The sequence below is a fragment of the Pseudomonas sp. BYT-1 genome, assembly GCF_023611805.1.
GTDB lineage: Bacteria > Pseudomonadota > Gammaproteobacteria > Pseudomonadales > Pseudomonadaceae > Aquipseudomonas > Aquipseudomonas guariconensis.
This window is the reverse complement of the sequence record NZ_CP072559.1, coordinates 720,536-736,743: the sequence shown is the minus strand read 5'-3', so window position 1 is coordinate 736,743 and position 16,208 is coordinate 720,536. Positions and strand designations below refer to the sequence as shown.

The following is a 16,208-nucleotide window of genomic DNA, read 5'->3' as shown; positions in this document are numbered from 1 at the left end:
GAAATCAGTCGATCTGGTTCAGGGCTTCGCCCACCGCGTCGAACAGGCGATCCAGTTCCTGCGACTGGGTGTTGAAGGTTGGGCCGAACTGCAGCGTGTCGCCGCCGAAGCGGACATAGAAGCCTGCTTTCCACAGTTTCATTGCAGCCTCGTACGGACGCACGATGGCATCGCCGTCACGGGCGGCGATCTGGATGGCGCCGGCCAGTCCATAGTTGCGGATGTCGACGACGTTCTTGGTGCCCTTGATACCGTGCAGCACTTTCTCGAAGTGCGGCGCCAGCTCGGCTGCGGATTGCACCAGGTTTTCCTTCTGCAGCAAGTCCAGCGCAGCGATACCGGCAGCGCAGGCCACAGGATGGGCCGAGTAGGTGTAGCCGTGAGGGAATTCCACGGCGTATTCCGGCGTCGGCTGGTTCATGAAGGTCTGGTAGATCTCGCTGCTGGCGATCACCGCGCCCATCGGGATGGCGCCGTTGGTGACCTGCTTGGCGATGCACATCAGGTCCGGGGTCACGCCGAACGCTTCGGAGCCGGTCATGGCGCCCATACGACCGAAGCCGGTGATCACTTCATCGAAAATCAAAAGAATGTTGTGCTGAGTGCAGATCTCGCGCAGACGCTTGAGATAGCCCTTCGGTGGCGGCAGAACGCCAGCCGAGCCAGCCAACGGTTCGACGATCACGGCGGCAATGTTCGAGGCATCGTGCAGCTCGATCAGCTTGAGCATCTCGTCCGCCAGGGCGATACCGCCCTCTTCCGGCATGCCTTTAGTGAAGGCGTTGCCCGGCAGCACGGTATGAGGCAGGTGGTCGACATCCAGCAATTGGCCGAACAGCTTGCGGTTGCCGTTCACGCCACCGAGGCTGGTACCGGCAATGTTCACGCCGTGATAGCCACGGGCACGGCCGATGATCTTGGTCTTGGTCGCCTGGCCTTTCAGGCGCCAGTAGGCACGCACCATCTTCAGCGCGGTGTCGCAGCACTCGGAACCGGAGTTGGTGAAGAAGACGTGGTTCAGGTCGCCCGGGGTCAGCTCAGTGATTTTCTCCGCCAGCTGGAATGCCAGCGGGTGGCCGAACTGGAAGGCTGGCGAATAGTCCAGCACGCCCATCTGGCGCGAAACGGCCTCGGTGATTTCCTTGCGGGTGTGCCCAGCGCCACAGGTCCACAGGCCAGACAGTGCATCGAACACCTTGCGGCCCTTGTCATCGACCAAGTGGTTGCCTTCGGCCGCCACGATCAGGCGTGGATCGCGCTGGAAGTTGCGGTTGGCGGTGTAGGGCATCCAGTGGGCGTCCAGCTTGAGCTGGCTTGCGATACCGGTGGTGGCGGTTGCGGGCATGTTCATCGGCGGTTCCTCGGAAGACGATTAGGCAACGATGGATGTTGTTGCAGCTAAGTTGTCACGGGACTAACGTAAGAAAAATGCCGCTTTTCTAATCTTTAGATTCATGCAGGCTAAACTTAAGCTCGACAAGATCAACACATACCAATAACCCGCTACTGATCAATTACTTGGTCGATACGCCGGTATCCGTCCGTCAGGGGCCTGGGCAGGCAGATATGCAATGAACGGTTGCAGCTCGCCGACTGATTTATGCACAGGGTTTGGTTAAGGTTGCGCCCCTGACTCACTCCATTGAAGGCTTCCCGTGAAACGCCCACAGCCCCTTGCCCAAGTCAGCGACTTCGATATCCGCCTGCTGAAGATCTACCGCAGCGTCGTGGAATGCGGAGGTTTTTCCGCCGCCGAGAACGTTCTTGGCATCGGCCGCTCGGCGATCAGCCAGCAGATGAACGACCTGGAGCAGCGCCTGGGCCTGCGTCTGTGCCAACGGGGCCGCGCCGGTTTCTCACTGACCGAGGAAGGCCGGGAGGTTTATCACTCGGCCCTGCAACTGCTCAGCGCCCTGGAAACCTTTCGCACCGAGGTCAACGGCCTGCACCAGCATCTGCGCGGCGAGCTGAACATCGGCCTGACCGACAACCTGGTGACTCTGCCGCACATGCGCATTACCCATGCCCTGGCAGAACTCAAGGACCGTGGCCCCGATGTACGCATCCAGATCCGCATGATCGCCCCCAGCCAGGTCGAGCAAGGCGTACTGGACGGCAGCCTGCATGTCGGCGTGGTGCCACAGACCAGCCCGCTTTCGGGTCTGGAGTACCAACCCTTGTACAGCGAACGCTCGCTGCTCTACTGTGCCGTCGGGCACCCGCTGTTCTACGCAGATGATCAGCAGATCGACGACGAACGCCTAAACAGCCAGGACGCCATCGCGCCGACCTTTCGCCTGCCAGCCGATATCCAGGCGCATTACCAGGCGCTGCACTGCACGGCGAGTGCATCGGACCGCGAAGGCATGGCGTTTCTTATCCTCACCGGGCGTTACATCGGCTATCTGCCTGACCACTACGCGATGTTCTGGGTTCAGCAGGGGCGCCTGCGTGCACTCAAGCCCCTCGAGCGCTTCTATGACCTGAGCCTTAGCTGGGTCACACGCAAGGGGCGGCGTCCAAACCTTGTGCTCGAAAGCTTCCTGGAAAGCCTGGCTGCGACACGTTGATGCCTGACTCTGCCGCTAATGCTTGTCAGGTGCTCAGAGGAAGGTAATCTGTCCGGCAGCCGTTGCCACAGACTCGTACGGAATCGTCCATGACCCTTGAAGTTCCCGCGCATCGTCCGCCCCTCTCGGGCAAACCCGCAGGCCGCATTCGCCAGAAGAACGAGCAGGCCATCATCCAGGCCGCCGAAGACGAGTTCGCCCGCCATGGTTTCAAGGGCACCAGCATGAACACCATCGCCCAGAAGGCCGGCCTGCCCAAAGCGAACCTGCATTACTACTTCACCAACAAGCTTGGCCTGTACATCGCCGTGCTGAGCAATATCATCGAGCTGTGGGACAGCACCTTCAACGCCTTGAGCGTCGAGGACGACCCTGCCCAAGCGCTGAGCCACTACATCCGCACGAAGATGGAGTTTTCCCGACGCAACCCGCAGGCCTCGCGGATCTTCGCCATGGAAGTCATCAGTGGCGGAAACTGCCTGAGCGAGTATTTCAGCGCCGATTACCGCGAATGGTTCCGCGGCCGTGCCGCGGTGTTCCAGGCCTGGATGGATGCTGGCAAGATGGACCGCGTCGACCCGGTCCACCTGATCTTTCTGCTCTGGGGCAGCACCCAGCACTACGCCGACTTCGCGACCCAGATCTGCCAGGTCACCGGGCGCAGTCGCCTGACCAAACAGGACATGGAAGACGCCAGCAACAACCTTATCCACATCATTCTCAAAGGCTGCGGCATCACCCCCACAGCCTGACCCGGACTTATGCCTTCTACCCTGCTTGACCTCTGCGAGTTCCGCGAGGAAATCCGCAAGAGCCGCTTCATCACCCTTGCCGGCCCGATCACCAGTGCCGCCGAGGCGATGAGCTTCATCGAACGCCATAGCGACCTGGCAGCGACCCATAACTGCTGGGCCTGGAAGCTCGGAGCCCAGTACCGCAGCAGCGACGACGGTGAACCCGGTGGCACTGCAGGTCGGCCGATCCTGGCCGCCATCGAGGCGCAGGACTGCGACCAGGTCGTGGTGCTGGTGATCCGCTGGTATGGCGGCATCCAGCTGGGCACCGGCGGCTTGGCCCGGGCCTACGGGGGTGGGGCCAATAAATGCCTGCAACAGGCGCCCAAGCGGTTGCTTGTCCAACGCAGCGAGTACCACTGCAGTTGTACCTTCAGTGAACTGGCGCTACTCAAGCTGCGTCTGGCGGAAGTCGACGGTCTGGTATTGGACGAACAGTTCACTGCCAACGGCGTGGACCTACAGGTTGCGGTTGGCGAGGCGCATCTACAGACACTGCAACAACAGTTGGCGGATCTGAGCCGCGGACGCATTCGCCTGGCGCCCTGTGAGTAACCCAAGCACTGCGGTTGCTCACAACTACTGTGGGTCCGCCTGTGGATAAGCTTGGGGCATTCGGTTACAGCCCTTTCACCACAAGGCCTGCAGGGCATTGTTCATATTTTGATCACATTTTCATGACAGCGTCGCAAGCACCTGAATAACAGCAAGTTATCCCCAATTCAGCGATCCCTTTCCCTGATTGAAGCACCTGCAATCACGTGCTGCCTTGCTCACAGATAATGTGGAGGGGATTGTGGATAACCCGTGCATCCCTGGAGCAAACGTCCGGATTCACGGGCCTTCTATCGAATGGTCATTTTTTGTTCAAGTCACGACCGGGCAGCATTCGGTTCGCTGAATTATCCTCAATACCCCCGACTTTCAAAGATCAAGGAGCCCCTCATGTCCACTACCAGAACCGCCCTGATCATCGGCGCCTCCCGCGGGCTGGGCCTGGGCCTGGTGCAACGCCTGCACGAGGACGGCTGGAACATCATCGCCACCGTACGCGACCCGCAAAAGGCCGAGGCCCTGCGCGCCGTGCCTGGCGTGCGCATCGAGACCCTGGAAATGAACGACACCGCCCAGCTCGATGCTCTGCGTCAACGCCTGCAGGGTGAAGTACTGGATCTGCTGTTCATCAACGCCGGGGTCATGGGCCCACTGCCGCAAGACCTGGAAACAGTAGGCACCGCCGCGCTGGGCGAGCTGTTCACGACCAATGCCGTGGCACCGATTCGCGTCGCCCGTCGCCTGGCCGGCCAGGTACGGGAGGGCACTGGCGTGCTGGCCTTCATGAGCTCAATCCTGGGCAGCGTGACCATTCCCGATGGTGGCGAGATCTGCCTGTACAAGGCCAGCAAGGCTGCACTCAATTCGATGATCAACAGCTTCGTGGTCGAGTTGCAGCGTCCGGACCTGTGCGTTCTGGCCATGCACCCGGGCTGGGTGAAGACCGAAATGGGCGGCGAAAATGCCGAAATCGATGTGCTCACCAGTACCCGTGGCATGCTCGATCAGGTCAAGGCGCAAAGCGGCAATGCAGGGCTGCGCTTTATCAATTACAAAGGTGAAGCGCTCGTCTGGTGAATTGAAAGCCGTGTGGCGAGGCAGTAGACTGCGAGCCTCGCCCACGGCGAACCTGGATCAGCAGACAGGGCAACACTGAGCTGGCTAACCTGAACCCACTTTCAGAGGAGCCGGCACCATGCCTGCGACCCGTACCTGGTTGAAATCCCCCCTTGCCATCTTCACTGCCAACGGCACCGACGCCCGTGGCGGCCTGGTCATCGAAGATGGCCGCATCACCGAACTGCTCGCCCTTGGCGAAACACCCAGCAAGCCCTGCGACCAGACCTTCGACGCCCGTGAGCACGTAGTGCTGCCAGGCCTGATCAACACCCATCATCACTTCTATCAGACCCTCACCCGCGCCTGGGGACCGGTGGTCAACCAGCCGCTGTTTCCCTGGCTGAAAACCCTCTACCCGGTCTGGGCACGCCTCACCCCAGCCAAGCTGGAGCTGGCCAGCCAGGTCGCCCTGGCGGAGCTGCTGCTGTCCGGCTGCACCACCGCCGCCGACCATCACTACCTGTTCCCACAGGGCCTGGACAACGCCATCGACGTCCAAGTCGAAGCCGTGCGCAAGCTGGGCATGCGCGCCATGCTGACCCGCGGCTCCATGAGCCTGGGAGAGGCCGACGGTGGCCTGCCGCCACAGCAGACCGTGCAACAGGGCGAAGTGATCCTGGCCGACAGCCAACGACTTATCCACAGCTACCACGAGCGCGGCGATGGCGCACGCATCCAGATCGCGCTGGCACCCTGTTCGCCCTTCTCGGTGACCCCCGAGATCATGCGCGCCAGCGCTGCCCTGGCCGACGAGCTGGACGTGCGCCTGCACACCCACCTGGCCGAAACCCTCGATGAAGAGGACTTCTGCCTGCAGCGCTTCGGCCTGCGTACCGTCGATTACCTGGACAGCGTTGGCTGGCTCGGCCCGCGTACTTGGCTCGCCCATGGCATTCACTTCAACAACGAGGAAATTGCCCGCCTGGGCGAGGCCGGCACCGGCATCTGCCATTGCCCGAGCTCGAACATGCGCCTGGCTTCCGGCATCTGCCCGACCGTGGAACTGGAAGCCGCCGGCGCACCGGTTGGCCTCGGCGTCGACGGTTCGGCCTCCAACGATGCTTCGAACATGATCCTCGAAGCCCGTCAGGCCCTGTACCTGCAGCGCCTGCGCTATGGCGCCGAGCAGATCACCCCCGAGCGAGCCCTGGGCTGGGCGACCCGAGGCTCGGCACGTCTGCTGGGACGTAGCGACATTGGCGAGCTGGCCGTCGGCAAGCAGGCAGATCTGGCGCTGTTCAAGCTCGACGAGCTGCGCTTCTCCGGTAGCCACGATCCACTCTCGGCGCTGCTGCTGTGTGGTGCCGACCGCGCCGACCGGGTCATGGTCGCAGGCCAATGGCGCGTCATCGACGGGCAGATCGAGGGCCTAGATGTACAAGGCCTGATTGCTGACCACCGCCAAGCTGCCGCCCAGCTGATCGCCGGCTGATCCTGCACGGAGGCAGAAGCCCTCAGCCTCGTCATGACACAAGGCAGCCCCACGGGCCCACACGGGATCCTTGGGGCGGCCTTGTGTCATGAGCGGGCTGCGCAGTTGCCGCGCACGCCCTGTAGAATGGCGCGAACCGTACCTGATCGAGACTACACCTATGTATGACTGGCTCAACGCCTTGCCCAAGGCCGAACTGCACATGCACCTGGAGGGCTCGCTGGAGCCGGAACTGCTGTTCGCCCTGGCCGAACGCAACAGGATCGCCCTGCCCTGGGCCGATGTGGAAACCCTGCGCAGCGCCTATGCCTTCAACAACCTGCAGGAATTTCTCGACCTTTATTACCAAGGTGCCGATGTACTGCGAACCGAGCAGGACTTCTACGACCTGACCTGGGCCTACCTGCAACGTTGCAAAGCCCAGAACGTGGTGCATACCGAACCCTTTTTCGACCCGCAGACCCACACCGATCGGGGCATCCCCTTCGAAGTGGTGCTCAATGGCATCAGCCAGGCCCTCAAGGATGGCCGCGAACAGCTGGGCATCGGCAGCGGCCTGATCCTGAGCTTCCTGCGCCACCTCAGCGAAGAGCAAGCACAACAGACCCTCGACCAGGCGCTGCCCTGGCGTGATGCTTTCATCGCCGTGGGCCTGGACAGTTCGGAAAAAGGCCATCCGCCGAGCAAGTTCCAGCGCGTCTTCGACCGCGCCCGCAGCGAAGGCTTCCTGACCGTCGCCCATGCCGGTGAGGAAGGCCCGCCCGAGTACATCTGGGAAGCCCTCGACCTGCTGAAGGTCCAACGCATCGATCATGGTGTACGCGCCATCGAAGACGAACGGCTGATGCAGCGCATCATCGACGAGCAGATCCCGCTGACAGTGTGCCCGCTGTCGAATACCAAGTTATGTGTGTTCGAGCACATGGGTCAGCACAACATTCTCGACATGCTCGAGCGTGGCGTGAAAGTGACGGTGAACTCCGATGATCCGGCCTACTTTGGTGGCTATATCACCGAGAACTTCCATGCCTTGCACACCCACCTGGGCATGACCCAGGATCAAGCCCGACGCCTGGCGCAAAACAGCCTGGACGCCCGCCTGGTTCGATAGCTTGCCCCTCTGGCTGGCCCGCCCGGGCTAGCCCCTAGCCAACCTGCAAGGCTGGCATGCGGGCGATACGGTTGATCTGCTGGACGCCCAGTGGAGAGATCTGCAACGCCCGCGAGCCTTCCTGTTCGCACAGCCAACCCGATTGCAGGAACAGCCTGAACAAAGCGTGGCCCAGGCTGCCTCCCAGGTGCGGCCCCTGATCGCTCCATTCATTGCAGTGACAAATCATGCAGCCGTTCTTCTGACCGGATGCCAACGCCTCGGTGTAAACCCCGACAGCGGCCAATTGGGCCCGGCCTTCGAGGCTGACCCTCGGCTGCTGCTGGGTGCCTTCCAGCCACCCGGCTACGATCAGCCGATGCAGCAGATCGGCCGCCAGCTCTCCCCCGAGATGGTCGCCACAGCGGCGCGCCCGACGCATGGACATGGGCACCTGCAAAGGTGTGGCTTGTGTGTTTCCTTGCCCGCGGCTTTCGAGATGCACACTGGCCAAGGCTTCCACCGCCGCTCCCACCTGCGGCGTGGCGAGACGGAAATACCGCTTGCGGCCACGTGACTCCAGCCTGAGCAGACCCGCCGACGACAACAGCGACAGGTGCGCACAGGCGGACGACGAGGTCAGGCCGGTCATCAGGGCCAACTCATCGGCAGGGCGAGGGACCCCGTCGATCAATGCCCATAACATGGCGCTGCGCTTGGGGTCGGCCATCAGGCCGGCGATCTGGGCGATACTGCTGACTGCTTTCATTTCCAACTCCCTGCATGATCACGTCGGTTCCTATCGGCCAACCGCCAGCGTGGCACCTCTGCCGGAACTGGCAAGAACGGATACGCCGGAGCCCGCAAACGACGCAAGGCGCTCCGGTCGCGCTCGAATCGACGCAGTCTCTTGCCGTTCCCTGGCAGGGAAATCTCTCTCGCTGGTACTGGCCGGGCTAGCCAGTATAAGTCGCTACAGGCCTTGCGCCTGCGCCGGCAGCCGGCGTCCACAGAGCAGAACAGCATTGGGGGGTATCACCCTCGGCCAGGCTTGCGGCGTTGCGCCAGGCTTCGGCCAGAGCGCCATGTAACCGGTGGCCCCATGACAGCGAGCACGCGGTCCCACAGAGGCCGACAGTCTCAGCTCAATGCAGGAAACAATACCGACGCAAACCTTCCTCATGTACGGCAGGCCAAAGCGAAGCTTCCACATGCTACTGAACATTGCCCGAACCGACCGGGCGTCCCCCCGACCAGAGGCACGACCGTCAGTCCGAAGGCCTGCACCAAGCCATGGCACCCGCAAGTGGCAGCGCTAAACTGCATCGGCTCCCGCCCATTGGAGGTATGCCGCGATGAAGATTGTCGTCAGTGCTTCGAACCGCAACCCCAACTGCCCGTGGCAAGTCCGGCTCGATCAGCATGTGGTGAGTTTCCGCAGCGAAGCCGAAGCTCGCTCGTTCGTTGCCACGCTGGAAAGTCGCCTGCAGGCGCCTCACCCCCTCATGCGGGACGCCTGGCCTGCAAGCGCCGAGTCAACATCGCGACACTGACGACCAGCACGCCACACAAGCTGATCACCAAGGCCATGGGCACCGCACTGCCATCGTGCAGCACGCCCACCAGCGCTGCCGCGCCGGCAGCGACGCTGAACTGCGCGCAGCCCATCAAGGCCGAGGCACTACCGGCCCTGGCGCCTTGACCGCTCATGGCGCACGCCGATGCGTTGGGGATGATGCAGCCCAGGCTTGCGATGCACAGGAACAACGGCACCAGCAGTGGCCACAACGACTCCGGCCGCAACGCCGCGACGCACAGCAGCGCCAAGCCCGCCAGTAGGTACAACCACACCGCCCGCGCCAACAGGAATGCCGGGCCGCGCTTGGCCAGCAGACGCGCATTGACCTGGGCCATGAGGATGAAGCCTGCGGCATTGGTGCCGAACAGCCAGCCATAGTGCTCGGCGGGAACGCCATACAGCTTGATGAACACGAAGGGGGAGCCGGCGATGTAGGCGAACATACCGGCAATGGCGATTCCACCGGTCAGAGCGTGCCCCAGGAACACCCGATCACCGAGCAAACGCAGGTACTGGCGCAAGGCACCGGACAGCGGTTGGCGAGGCATGTCCGGCGGCAGGCTTTCCGGCAGCCCCAGGCTCACCGCGAGCAGACAAGCCGCACTGAACAGGCTCAAGGCCAGGAAAATCGACTGCCAGCCCGACACATTGACCAGCACCCCGCCTAGCATCGGTGCCAGGATCGGCGCCAGCCCCATCACCAGCATCAACTGCGAGAACACCTTGGCCGAGGCCACCGGGTCGCACTTGTCGCTGACAATGGCCCGCGACAGTACCATCCCCGCGCAACCGCCCAGGGCCTGGACGAAACGCGCCAGCACCAGCGTCTGGAGGTTCGGTGCATAGGCACAAGCCAGGGAAGCCAGGGTGAACAGAGTGATGCCGAACAGCAGCGGCGTACGTCGGCCGAAGCGATCGGCCACCGGGCCATAGGCCAACTGGCCGAGCGACAGGCCGAGGAAGTAGGCCGCCAGTGTGGTCTGGACGTGCTTCTCGTCGGTGCCGAAGGCTTGCGCCATGGCGGGGAAAGCGGGCAGGTAGAAGTCGATCGCCAGGGGCCCGAACGCACTGAGGGCGCCCAGGATCAACACTATTCGCAGGTTCATCGGGAATCCATAGCTGGCTAAGCAAGTGCGTCAGTCTACCTGCACTGGGCCCGATCAGCTTGAAAACCTTTGTAATAAATGGGGGCGCCATGCACCCCCAGACGATCAGGCTTGCTCAGCCTGGTAACCTTCCTCACGAATCGCCGCCAGGATCTGCTCGGCAGCCAACTGGCTCTGTACGCGCACTTGCTGGCTCGGCAGATCGACCTGCACCTGGGCAGCCGCATCCTGTGCCTGCACCGCTCGGGTTACCGCCTTCACGCAATGGCCGCAGGTCATGCCTTGAACATTGAACACTTGCATCGGGTGTCTCCTTCAGGGGTTTTTCGCAGTCTCGTCCTTACCATCATGGCAAGGTCAAGTATTGCGTTGACCGGCCGGGCTGGAAATCCGCGCGCGGCTCGGCCAAGCTGCGCCTTTGACGATTTGGCAAGCAGGAGATTCTTCATGTTCAGGGCAGCATTGGGCCTGGTTGGATTGCTGGGCACACTGGCCGCGGTGCCGCCAGCCAGCGCCGAAGGCAACTCGGACTACAGCGTGCTGATCATTTCCCGGGAACGCCTGGAAGTGGCCACCAGTTGCGAGATCGGCATCTACCTCAACGACCAGCTCTCCGGGCGTCTGTTCCAGGAGCAGTCCACCTCCTTCAATTTGCCACCCGGCCCGGTGGACGTCCGCCTGCGCCTGTTGCCAGGACAGGTGCCCGGCTGCGCGCCCGGTATCGAAGACCAACGCAGCACACGCCTGAGCCTACAGGCCGGACAGATCAGCAAATACCGCATCGCCATGGGTGCCAATGGGCTGCAGTTGAAGAAGGCCGGCTTGGGGTATTGACCTTCCCCGTGTGGCAAGGTTGATGCTGAAGGCCTGTCCAAGGAGGAGAGCCATGTCCGCATCCACCACGTTCGACCTGCCGATCTCCGGCATGACCTGCGCCAGCTGTGCTGGCCGGGTAGAGCGCGCACTGCGCAAGGTCACCGGCGCTGAACAGGTCAGCGTCAATCTCGCCACCGAACAGGCCAGGGTCCAGGCCCCGGCCGACAGCCTTCCCGCCCTCGTCGACGCAGTTCGAGAGGCCGGTTATGGCGTTCCCACCCGCACTCTCGAACTGCAGATCGTCGGCATGACCTGCGCCAGTTGCGTGGGCCGGGTCGAACGCGCCCTCGCCAAAGTGCCGGGGGTCGAGCAGGTCAACGTCAACCTAGCCAGCGAACGCGCCCACCTCGAAGTCCTCCAGGGGCTCGACGACACCCTACTGATCGATGCCGTGCAAAAGGCAGGCTATAGCGCCAGCCTGCCCCAGGCCGCACGTGACGACCAGGCCGACGCCCAGCGTCGCCTACGCAACGAGCGCCTGGCCGTCGGTGCCGCACTGTTGCTGGCGCTGCCCTTGGTACTGCCCATGATTGTGCAACCCTTCGGTCTGCACTGGATGCTCCCGGCCTGGGTGCAGTTCCTGCTGGCCACGCCTGTCCAGTTCATCCTCGGCGCGCGCTTCTATGTGGCTGCCTGGAAAGCCGTGCGCGCTGGTGCCGGCAACATGGACCTGCTGGTGGCCCTGGGTACCAGCGCGGGCTATGGCCTGAGCCTGTACCAGTGGGCCCAGGCCCCGTCAGGCATGCAGCCGCACCTGTATTTCGAGGCCTCGGCGGTGGTGATCGCTCTGGTGTTGCTGGGTAAGTACCTGGAAAGCCGCGCCAAACGCCAGACTGCCAGCGCCATCCGAGCCCTGGAAGCCCTGCGCCCGGACCGGGCCGTGCGGGTGGTCGACGGCCGAGAGGAAGACGTGCCCATCAACCAGTTGCGCCTGGGGGATCTGGTGCTGGTCAAACCTGGCGAGCGATTCCCGGTCGACGGCGAGGTGCTCGAAGGTAGCAGCCATGCCGATGAAGCCCTGATCAGCGGCGAGAGCCTGCCGGTGCCCAAGCAGCCGGGCGACGCCGTCACCGGCGGCGCGATCAACGGCGAAGGCCGCCTGTTGATCCGTACCCAGGCGCTGGGCACCGAAACCGTGCTGGCCCGGATCATCCGTCTGGTCGAAGATGCCCAGGCGGCCAAAGCGCCGATCCAGAAGCTGGTGGATCGGGTCAGCCAGGTATTCGTTCCGGCGGTGCTGGTGATCGCCTTGATCACCTTGATTGGCTGGTGGCTGGCCGGTGCGCCGCTGGAAACCGCGCTGATCAATGCCGTCGCCGTGCTGGTCATCGCTTGCCCCTGTGCCCTGGGCCTGGCCACGCCTGCGGCGATCATGGCAGGCACCGGTGTCGCCGCCCGCCATGGCATCCTCATCAAGGATGCCGAGGCACTGGAGCGCGCCCACGCGGTCAATCGCGTGGTGTTCGACAAGACCGGCACTCTGACCTCAGGAAGCCCTCGCGTGGTCCATAGCCAAGCCCTCCACGGCGACACCGGCGAACTGTTCCAGCTGGCCGGTGCCTTGCAACGCGGCAGCGAACATCCCTTGGCCAAGGCCGTGCTCGATGCCTGTGCCGAACAGGGCCTGGACGTGCCGCAAGTGGCCGACAGCCAATCGCTCACCGGCCGTGGCATCGCCGGGCGTGTCGGCGAGCGCGAACTGGCCCTGGGCAACCGCCGCCTGCTCGATGAAAGCACCCTGTCGCCTGGCGAACTCGCCACCCAGGCCCAAGCCTGGGAGGCCGAGGGCCGCACGCTGTCGTGGCTGATCGAACGCCAACCGCAACAGCGGGTGCTGGGCCTGTTCGCCTTCGGTGACAGCCTCAAGCCCGGTGCCGGACACGCTATCGAAGCCTTGCATGCGCAACACATCAGCAGCCACCTGCTGACCGGCGACAATCGGGGCAGCGCCAAGGTCGTGGCCGATGCTCTTGGGATCGATGATGTCCATGCCGAAGTGCTGCCCGCAGACAAAGCCGCCACCGTGGCCGCGCTCAAGCGCGACGGGGTGGTGGCGATGGTCGGCGATGGCATCAACGACGCTCCGGCCCTGGCGGCTGCCGACATCGGTATCGCCATGGGTGGCGGCACCGACGTAGCCATGCAAGCCGCCGGCATCACCCTCATGCGCGGCGATCCGCGCCTGGTGCCTGCGGCGCTGGAGATCAGCCGCAAGACCTACGCCAAGATCCGCCAGAACCTGTTCTGGGCCTTCATCTACAACCTGATCGGCATTCCACTGGCCGCGTTCGGCCTGCTCAACCCCGTGCTGGCCGGCGCCGCCATGGCCTTGTCGAGTGTCAGCGTGGTGAGCAACGCTCTGTGGCTCAAGACCTGGAAGCCCACCGACAACGCGCAGGAGCATCCATGAACATCGGCCAGGCCGCCCGCAGCAGCGGGCTCAGCACCAAGATGATCCGTTACTACGAGTCCATCGGCCTGCTCAAGCCGGCCGTGCGCAGCGACAGTGGCTATCGCCTGTACCAACAGGACGATCTGCACACCCTGGCGTTCATCAAGCGCTCGCGTGACCTGGGGTTTTCCCTGGAGGAGGTGGCCAAGCTGCTGACCCTCTGGCAGGACCGCCAGCGCGCCAGCGCAGACGTCAAAGCCCTGGCGATGCAACACATCGAGGCGCTGAACAAGCGGATCGAGGAACTGGTCAGTCTGCGTGACACGCTCAGCGACCTGGCTGCCCACTGTCAGGGCAATGACCGTCCGGACTGCCCGATCCTCAAGGACCTGGCCAACGGCAAGAGCTGCTGCGCCTGATCCTGCTCTGCAGGAGCGGCCCTAGGTCGCTGCTGCAGGCTGGGCGCAAATCATGACCGATCGGTCACAAAACACGATTTTGGCTAATAAATCTGGGCACTCCCCTACAAAAAAGCCGAATGCTGCCGATGTCTAAGACACCTGCCTCAGGTATCGATAAAAACAATCGGGGATCGTGGATGAACATCAAGCAAAAACTGACCTGGGCCTTCGCCATTATCGCGGGCCTGCCCATCGTCCTCGTGGCCACCTTGGTGGTGCTCAACCTGCGCAGTGAAGCCCGTGAAGACTTCCTCGGCAACAGCAGCCGGGAAATCCGCCAAGTCGGCAATGCGATGAACCTGTTCTTCCAGGGCATCGAGCAGAACGTGAACTACATTGCGGCGCAACCGGTGGTCGCAGCGACCGGCAACAACCTGAACAAGTACCTGACCGCCAACCCGACCCGGGAGCTGGGCGAGCAGGACAAACAAGTCTTCGAGTTCATGACCCGCCTGGCCGAGGCCCATCCCAGCTACGCCTACATCTCCTACGGCGTGAGCGACGGCGGCTACGTCGGCTGGCCGAACGACGACACCTTCGCCAACTACGACCCCCGCCAGCGCCCCTGGTACCAGCTGGCCCTGGCCAACCCCGGCAAGACCTTGCGCACTGCACCTTACTACTGGGCATCCGGCGACGTGGTGCAGATCAGTGTGGTACGCGCGGTGGGCAACGCACTGGGCAGCCTGGGCGGCGTCGTGAGTATCGATGTGTCGCTCAATGGACTGACTGATCTGCTCAAGCAGATCAAGCTGGGCGAAACCGGCTACCTGATGTTGGTCGAGAAAAACGGCAACGTGATCGTCGACCCGCGCGACCCCAACCACAACTTCAAGCAACTGGACAGCTTCGGCGACGGCTATGCCACCCTGGCCAAGGCCGACAAGGGCCTGGTCGAAGTAGAGCTGGGCGGCGAACGCTACATGGCCAACATCTATCCCGACGCCCAGACGGGCTGGACCTTCATCGGCCTGATCCGCCACGACGAAGTCATGCAGACCACCACCCGCCTGACCTGGGTGATCGGCACCATCGCCCTGGTCCTGGCCTTGCTGTTCGCAGGTGTCGGCGCGGCCTTCGCCAAACTCATCGTGCGGCCGATCAATAGCGTCAGCAGCGGCCTGGAAGACATCGCCCAGGGCGAAGGCGACCTGACCCGCAGCCTGGAGATCCACGGCCGCGACGAAACCGCGCAACTGGCCAACTGGTTCAACCAGTTCCTCGGCGCCATCCGCAGTTTGATCCAGCACATCGGCGCCGCCGCCGGGCAGATCCTGCATACCTCCAGCAGCTCGACCCGCGTCTCCAGCGACATGAGCGAAGCGGCCAGCCGCCAACGCGAGTCGGTGGACATGGTTTCCACCGCCTTCCACGAAATGGTCGCCACCGCCAACGAAGTGGCCCGCTCCTGCAGCCAGGCGGCGCAGTCGGCCGACAGCGGCCAGCAGCAGGCCCGCGAAGGCCAGCAGCAGATCGACGCGGCGGTGCAAAGCGTGGACCGCCTGAGCCAGGAGATCGAGCAGTCGGCCCAGTCGATCCAGCAACTGGAACGCGACAGCAATGCCATCCAGTCGATTCTCGGCACCATCCGTTCGATCGCTGAACAGACCAACCTGCTGGCCCTGAACGCCGCCATCGAAGCCGCCCGCGCCGGCGAGCAAGGCCGTGGCTTTGCCGTGGTCGCCGACGAAGTCCGCGCCTTGGCTAAGCGCACCGCCGATTCCACTGCCGAGATCGACGGCCTGCTGGGCAACCTCGCCTCGCGCACCGCCGAGGTCGCAGAGCAGATGCACGCAAGCCTCGAGGTCTCGCAGCAGTCGGTCAGCCGCATTGGCCTGGCGCGTGACAGTTTCGGGCAGATCCGCGAGTCGGTGGACATCATTCGCGACATGAACACCCAGATCGCCACTGCCGCCGAAGAGCAACATCAGGTGGCCGAGGACATCAACCGCCACATCAGCCAGATCCACGGCGATGCACAGTTGGTGGCCGAGCTGGCCCAGGCCGCACGTCAGGACTCCGAGAGCCTGGCGGGGCTGTCCAATGAGCTGGATGCACTGGTGCGCAGGTTCCGTACCTGAGTCATGCCCTTAGCGGGTCAATCGGAGCAGCGGTTTCACCTCCGATTGCCCGCGAACGGGCCACGACCTGCGGGCGCTAGAACTGCAACGCCCAGGTGTGGAGCCCAACGGAGCCTAACAGCCAAGGTTCATCGGCTACTGCGCCAGTGGGAG

Annotated in this window: 15 protein-coding genes and 1 pseudogene; 12 read left to right on the top strand and 4 right to left on the bottom strand. The window is 63.3% G+C overall.

Annotated features, from left to right (window positions below; all coding sequences use genetic code 11):
* Window positions 1–4 precede the first annotated feature (4 nt).
* Window positions 5–1,351: an omega-aminotransferase AptA gene (aptA, locus tag J5X93_RS03340; RefSeq protein ID WP_250034425.1), complete on the bottom strand. Its 1,347-nt coding sequence runs from the start codon at window positions 1,349–1,351 to the stop codon at window positions 5–7.
* 304 nt (window positions 1,352–1,655) lie between these two features.
* On the opposite strand from aptA, the gene J5X93_RS03335 reads away from it, so the two are divergent.
* From J5X93_RS03335 to J5X93_RS03310, 6 genes are all read left to right on the top strand, one after another.
* Window positions 1,656–2,570, top strand: coding sequence for a LysR family transcriptional regulator (locus J5X93_RS03335; RefSeq protein WP_043207816.1), 915 nt, complete (start codon window positions 1,656–1,658; stop codon window positions 2,568–2,570).
* Between the two features lie 89 nt (window positions 2,571–2,659).
* Window positions 2,660–3,322, top strand: coding sequence for a TetR/AcrR family transcriptional regulator (locus J5X93_RS03330; RefSeq protein WP_043207817.1), 663 nt, complete (start codon window positions 2,660–2,662; stop codon window positions 3,320–3,322).
* A gap of 9 nt (window positions 3,323–3,331) precedes the next feature.
* Window positions 3,332–3,919: an IMPACT family protein gene (locus J5X93_RS03325; protein WP_043207819.1), complete on the top strand. Its 588-nt coding sequence runs from the start codon at window positions 3,332–3,334 to the stop codon at window positions 3,917–3,919.
* A gap of 390 nt (window positions 3,920–4,309) precedes the next feature.
* The gene (locus tag J5X93_RS03320; protein ID WP_250034423.1) at window positions 4,310–4,996 is read left to right on the top strand and encodes an SDR family oxidoreductase; all 687 of its coding nucleotides are present in this window, start codon (window positions 4,310–4,312) and stop codon (window positions 4,994–4,996) included.
* A gap of 118 nt (window positions 4,997–5,114) precedes the next feature.
* On the top strand, window positions 5,115–6,470 hold the full coding sequence (locus J5X93_RS03315; RefSeq protein WP_043207822.1) for an 8-oxoguanine deaminase: 1,356 nt from the start codon (window positions 5,115–5,117) through the stop codon (window positions 6,468–6,470).
* A gap of 160 nt (window positions 6,471–6,630) precedes the next feature.
* Entirely contained in the window at window positions 6,631–7,581 is a 951-nt protein-coding gene (locus tag J5X93_RS03310; protein ID WP_102081251.1) for an adenosine deaminase, read from the top strand.
* A gap of 34 nt (window positions 7,582–7,615) precedes the next feature.
* Here the strand turns inward: J5X93_RS03310 and J5X93_RS03305 are convergent, their stop codons facing one another.
* Window positions 7,616–8,329, bottom strand: coding sequence for an ArsR/SmtB family transcription factor (locus J5X93_RS03305; RefSeq protein WP_043207826.1), 714 nt, complete (start codon window positions 8,327–8,329; stop codon window positions 7,616–7,618).
* A gap of 586 nt (window positions 8,330–8,915) precedes the next feature.
* On the opposite strand from J5X93_RS03305, the gene J5X93_RS03300 reads away from it, so the two are divergent.
* A complete protein-coding gene (locus J5X93_RS03300) occupies window positions 8,916–9,113 on the top strand; it encodes a hypothetical protein (RefSeq protein WP_080642059.1) in 198 nt (65 codons plus the stop codon).
* On the opposite strand, the gene J5X93_RS03295 is transcribed toward J5X93_RS03300, so the two are convergent.
* Together J5X93_RS03295 and J5X93_RS03290 are read right to left on the bottom strand one after the other, a co-directional pair.
* Entirely contained in the window at window positions 9,064–10,245 is a 1,182-nt protein-coding gene (locus J5X93_RS03295; protein WP_043207828.1) for a multidrug effflux MFS transporter, read from the bottom strand. The two genes, J5X93_RS03300 and J5X93_RS03295, sit on opposite strands and share 50 nt — an antisense overlap.
* 105 nt (window positions 10,246–10,350) lie before the next feature.
* Window positions 10,351–10,548, bottom strand: coding sequence for a heavy-metal-associated domain-containing protein (locus tag J5X93_RS03290; protein ID WP_070572655.1), 198 nt, complete (start codon window positions 10,546–10,548; stop codon window positions 10,351–10,353).
* A gap of 144 nt (window positions 10,549–10,692) precedes the next feature.
* On the opposite strand from J5X93_RS03290, the gene J5X93_RS03285 reads away from it, so the two are divergent.
* The 5 genes and pseudogenes from J5X93_RS03285 to J5X93_RS28425 all read left to right on the top strand — a co-directional run bounded on the left by J5X93_RS03285 (window position 10,693) and on the right by J5X93_RS28425 (window position 16,055).
* Entirely contained in the window at window positions 10,693–11,079 is a 387-nt protein-coding gene (locus J5X93_RS03285; RefSeq protein WP_102081253.1) for a hypothetical protein, read from the top strand.
* Between the two features lie 52 nt (window positions 11,080–11,131).
* A complete protein-coding gene (locus J5X93_RS03280) occupies window positions 11,132–13,531 on the top strand; it encodes a heavy metal translocating P-type ATPase (protein WP_090343080.1) in 2,400 nt (799 codons plus the stop codon).
* Window positions 13,528–13,932 carry a Cu(I)-responsive transcriptional regulator gene (gene cueR, locus J5X93_RS03275; RefSeq protein ID WP_043207839.1) on the top strand — a complete coding sequence of 135 codons (405 nt, stop codon included), beginning with the start codon at window positions 13,528–13,530 and terminating at the stop codon, window positions 13,930–13,932. Before J5X93_RS03280 ends, cueR begins: the two co-directional genes overlap by 4 nt.
* 119 nt (window positions 13,933–14,051) lie before the next feature.
* A pseudogene (locus J5X93_RS28430) lies at window positions 14,052–15,197 on the top strand (cache domain-containing sensor histidine kinase); the annotation flags it as partial.
* A 90-nt stretch (window positions 15,198–15,287) separates the two neighbouring features.
* A complete protein-coding gene (locus J5X93_RS28425) occupies window positions 15,288–16,055 on the top strand; it encodes a methyl-accepting chemotaxis protein (RefSeq protein WP_372240773.1) in 768 nt (255 codons plus the stop codon).
* Window positions 16,056–16,208 lie beyond the last annotated feature (153 nt).

Coding starts and splice junctions, on each gene's coding strand:
- J5X93_RS03315 (WP_043207822.1), top strand. CDS start 5,115: ATGCCTGCGACCCGTACCTGGTTGAAATCCCCCCTTGCCATCTTCACT.
- J5X93_RS03295 (WP_043207828.1), bottom strand. CDS start 10,245: ATGAACCTGCGAATAGTGTTGATCCTGGGCGCCCTCAGTGCGTTCGGG.
- J5X93_RS03300 (WP_080642059.1), top strand. CDS start 8,916: ATGAAGATTGTCGTCAGTGCTTCGAACCGCAACCCCAACTGCCCGTGG.
- J5X93_RS03280 (WP_090343080.1), top strand. CDS start 11,132: ATGTCCGCATCCACCACGTTCGACCTGCCGATCTCCGGCATGACCTGC.
- cueR (WP_043207839.1), top strand. CDS start 13,528: ATGAACATCGGCCAGGCCGCCCGCAGCAGCGGGCTCAGCACCAAGATG.
- J5X93_RS03320 (WP_250034423.1), top strand. CDS start 4,310: ATGTCCACTACCAGAACCGCCCTGATCATCGGCGCCTCCCGCGGGCTG.
- J5X93_RS03325 (WP_043207819.1), top strand. CDS start 3,332: ATGCCTTCTACCCTGCTTGACCTCTGCGAGTTCCGCGAGGAAATCCGC.
- J5X93_RS03310 (WP_102081251.1), top strand. CDS start 6,631: ATGTATGACTGGCTCAACGCCTTGCCCAAGGCCGAACTGCACATGCAC.
- J5X93_RS03330 (WP_043207817.1), top strand. CDS start 2,660: ATGACCCTTGAAGTTCCCGCGCATCGTCCGCCCCTCTCGGGCAAACCC.
- J5X93_RS03305 (WP_043207826.1), bottom strand. CDS start 8,329: ATGAAAGCAGTCAGCAGTATCGCCCAGATCGCCGGCCTGATGGCCGAC.
- J5X93_RS03285 (WP_102081253.1), top strand. CDS start 10,693: ATGTTCAGGGCAGCATTGGGCCTGGTTGGATTGCTGGGCACACTGGCC.
- J5X93_RS03290 (WP_070572655.1), bottom strand. CDS start 10,548: ATGCAAGTGTTCAATGTTCAAGGCATGACCTGCGGCCATTGCGTGAAG.
- J5X93_RS28425 (WP_372240773.1), top strand. CDS start 15,288: ATGAGCGAAGCGGCCAGCCGCCAACGCGAGTCGGTGGACATGGTTTCC.
- aptA (WP_250034425.1), bottom strand. CDS start 1,351: ATGAACATGCCCGCAACCGCCACCACCGGTATCGCAAGCCAGCTCAAG.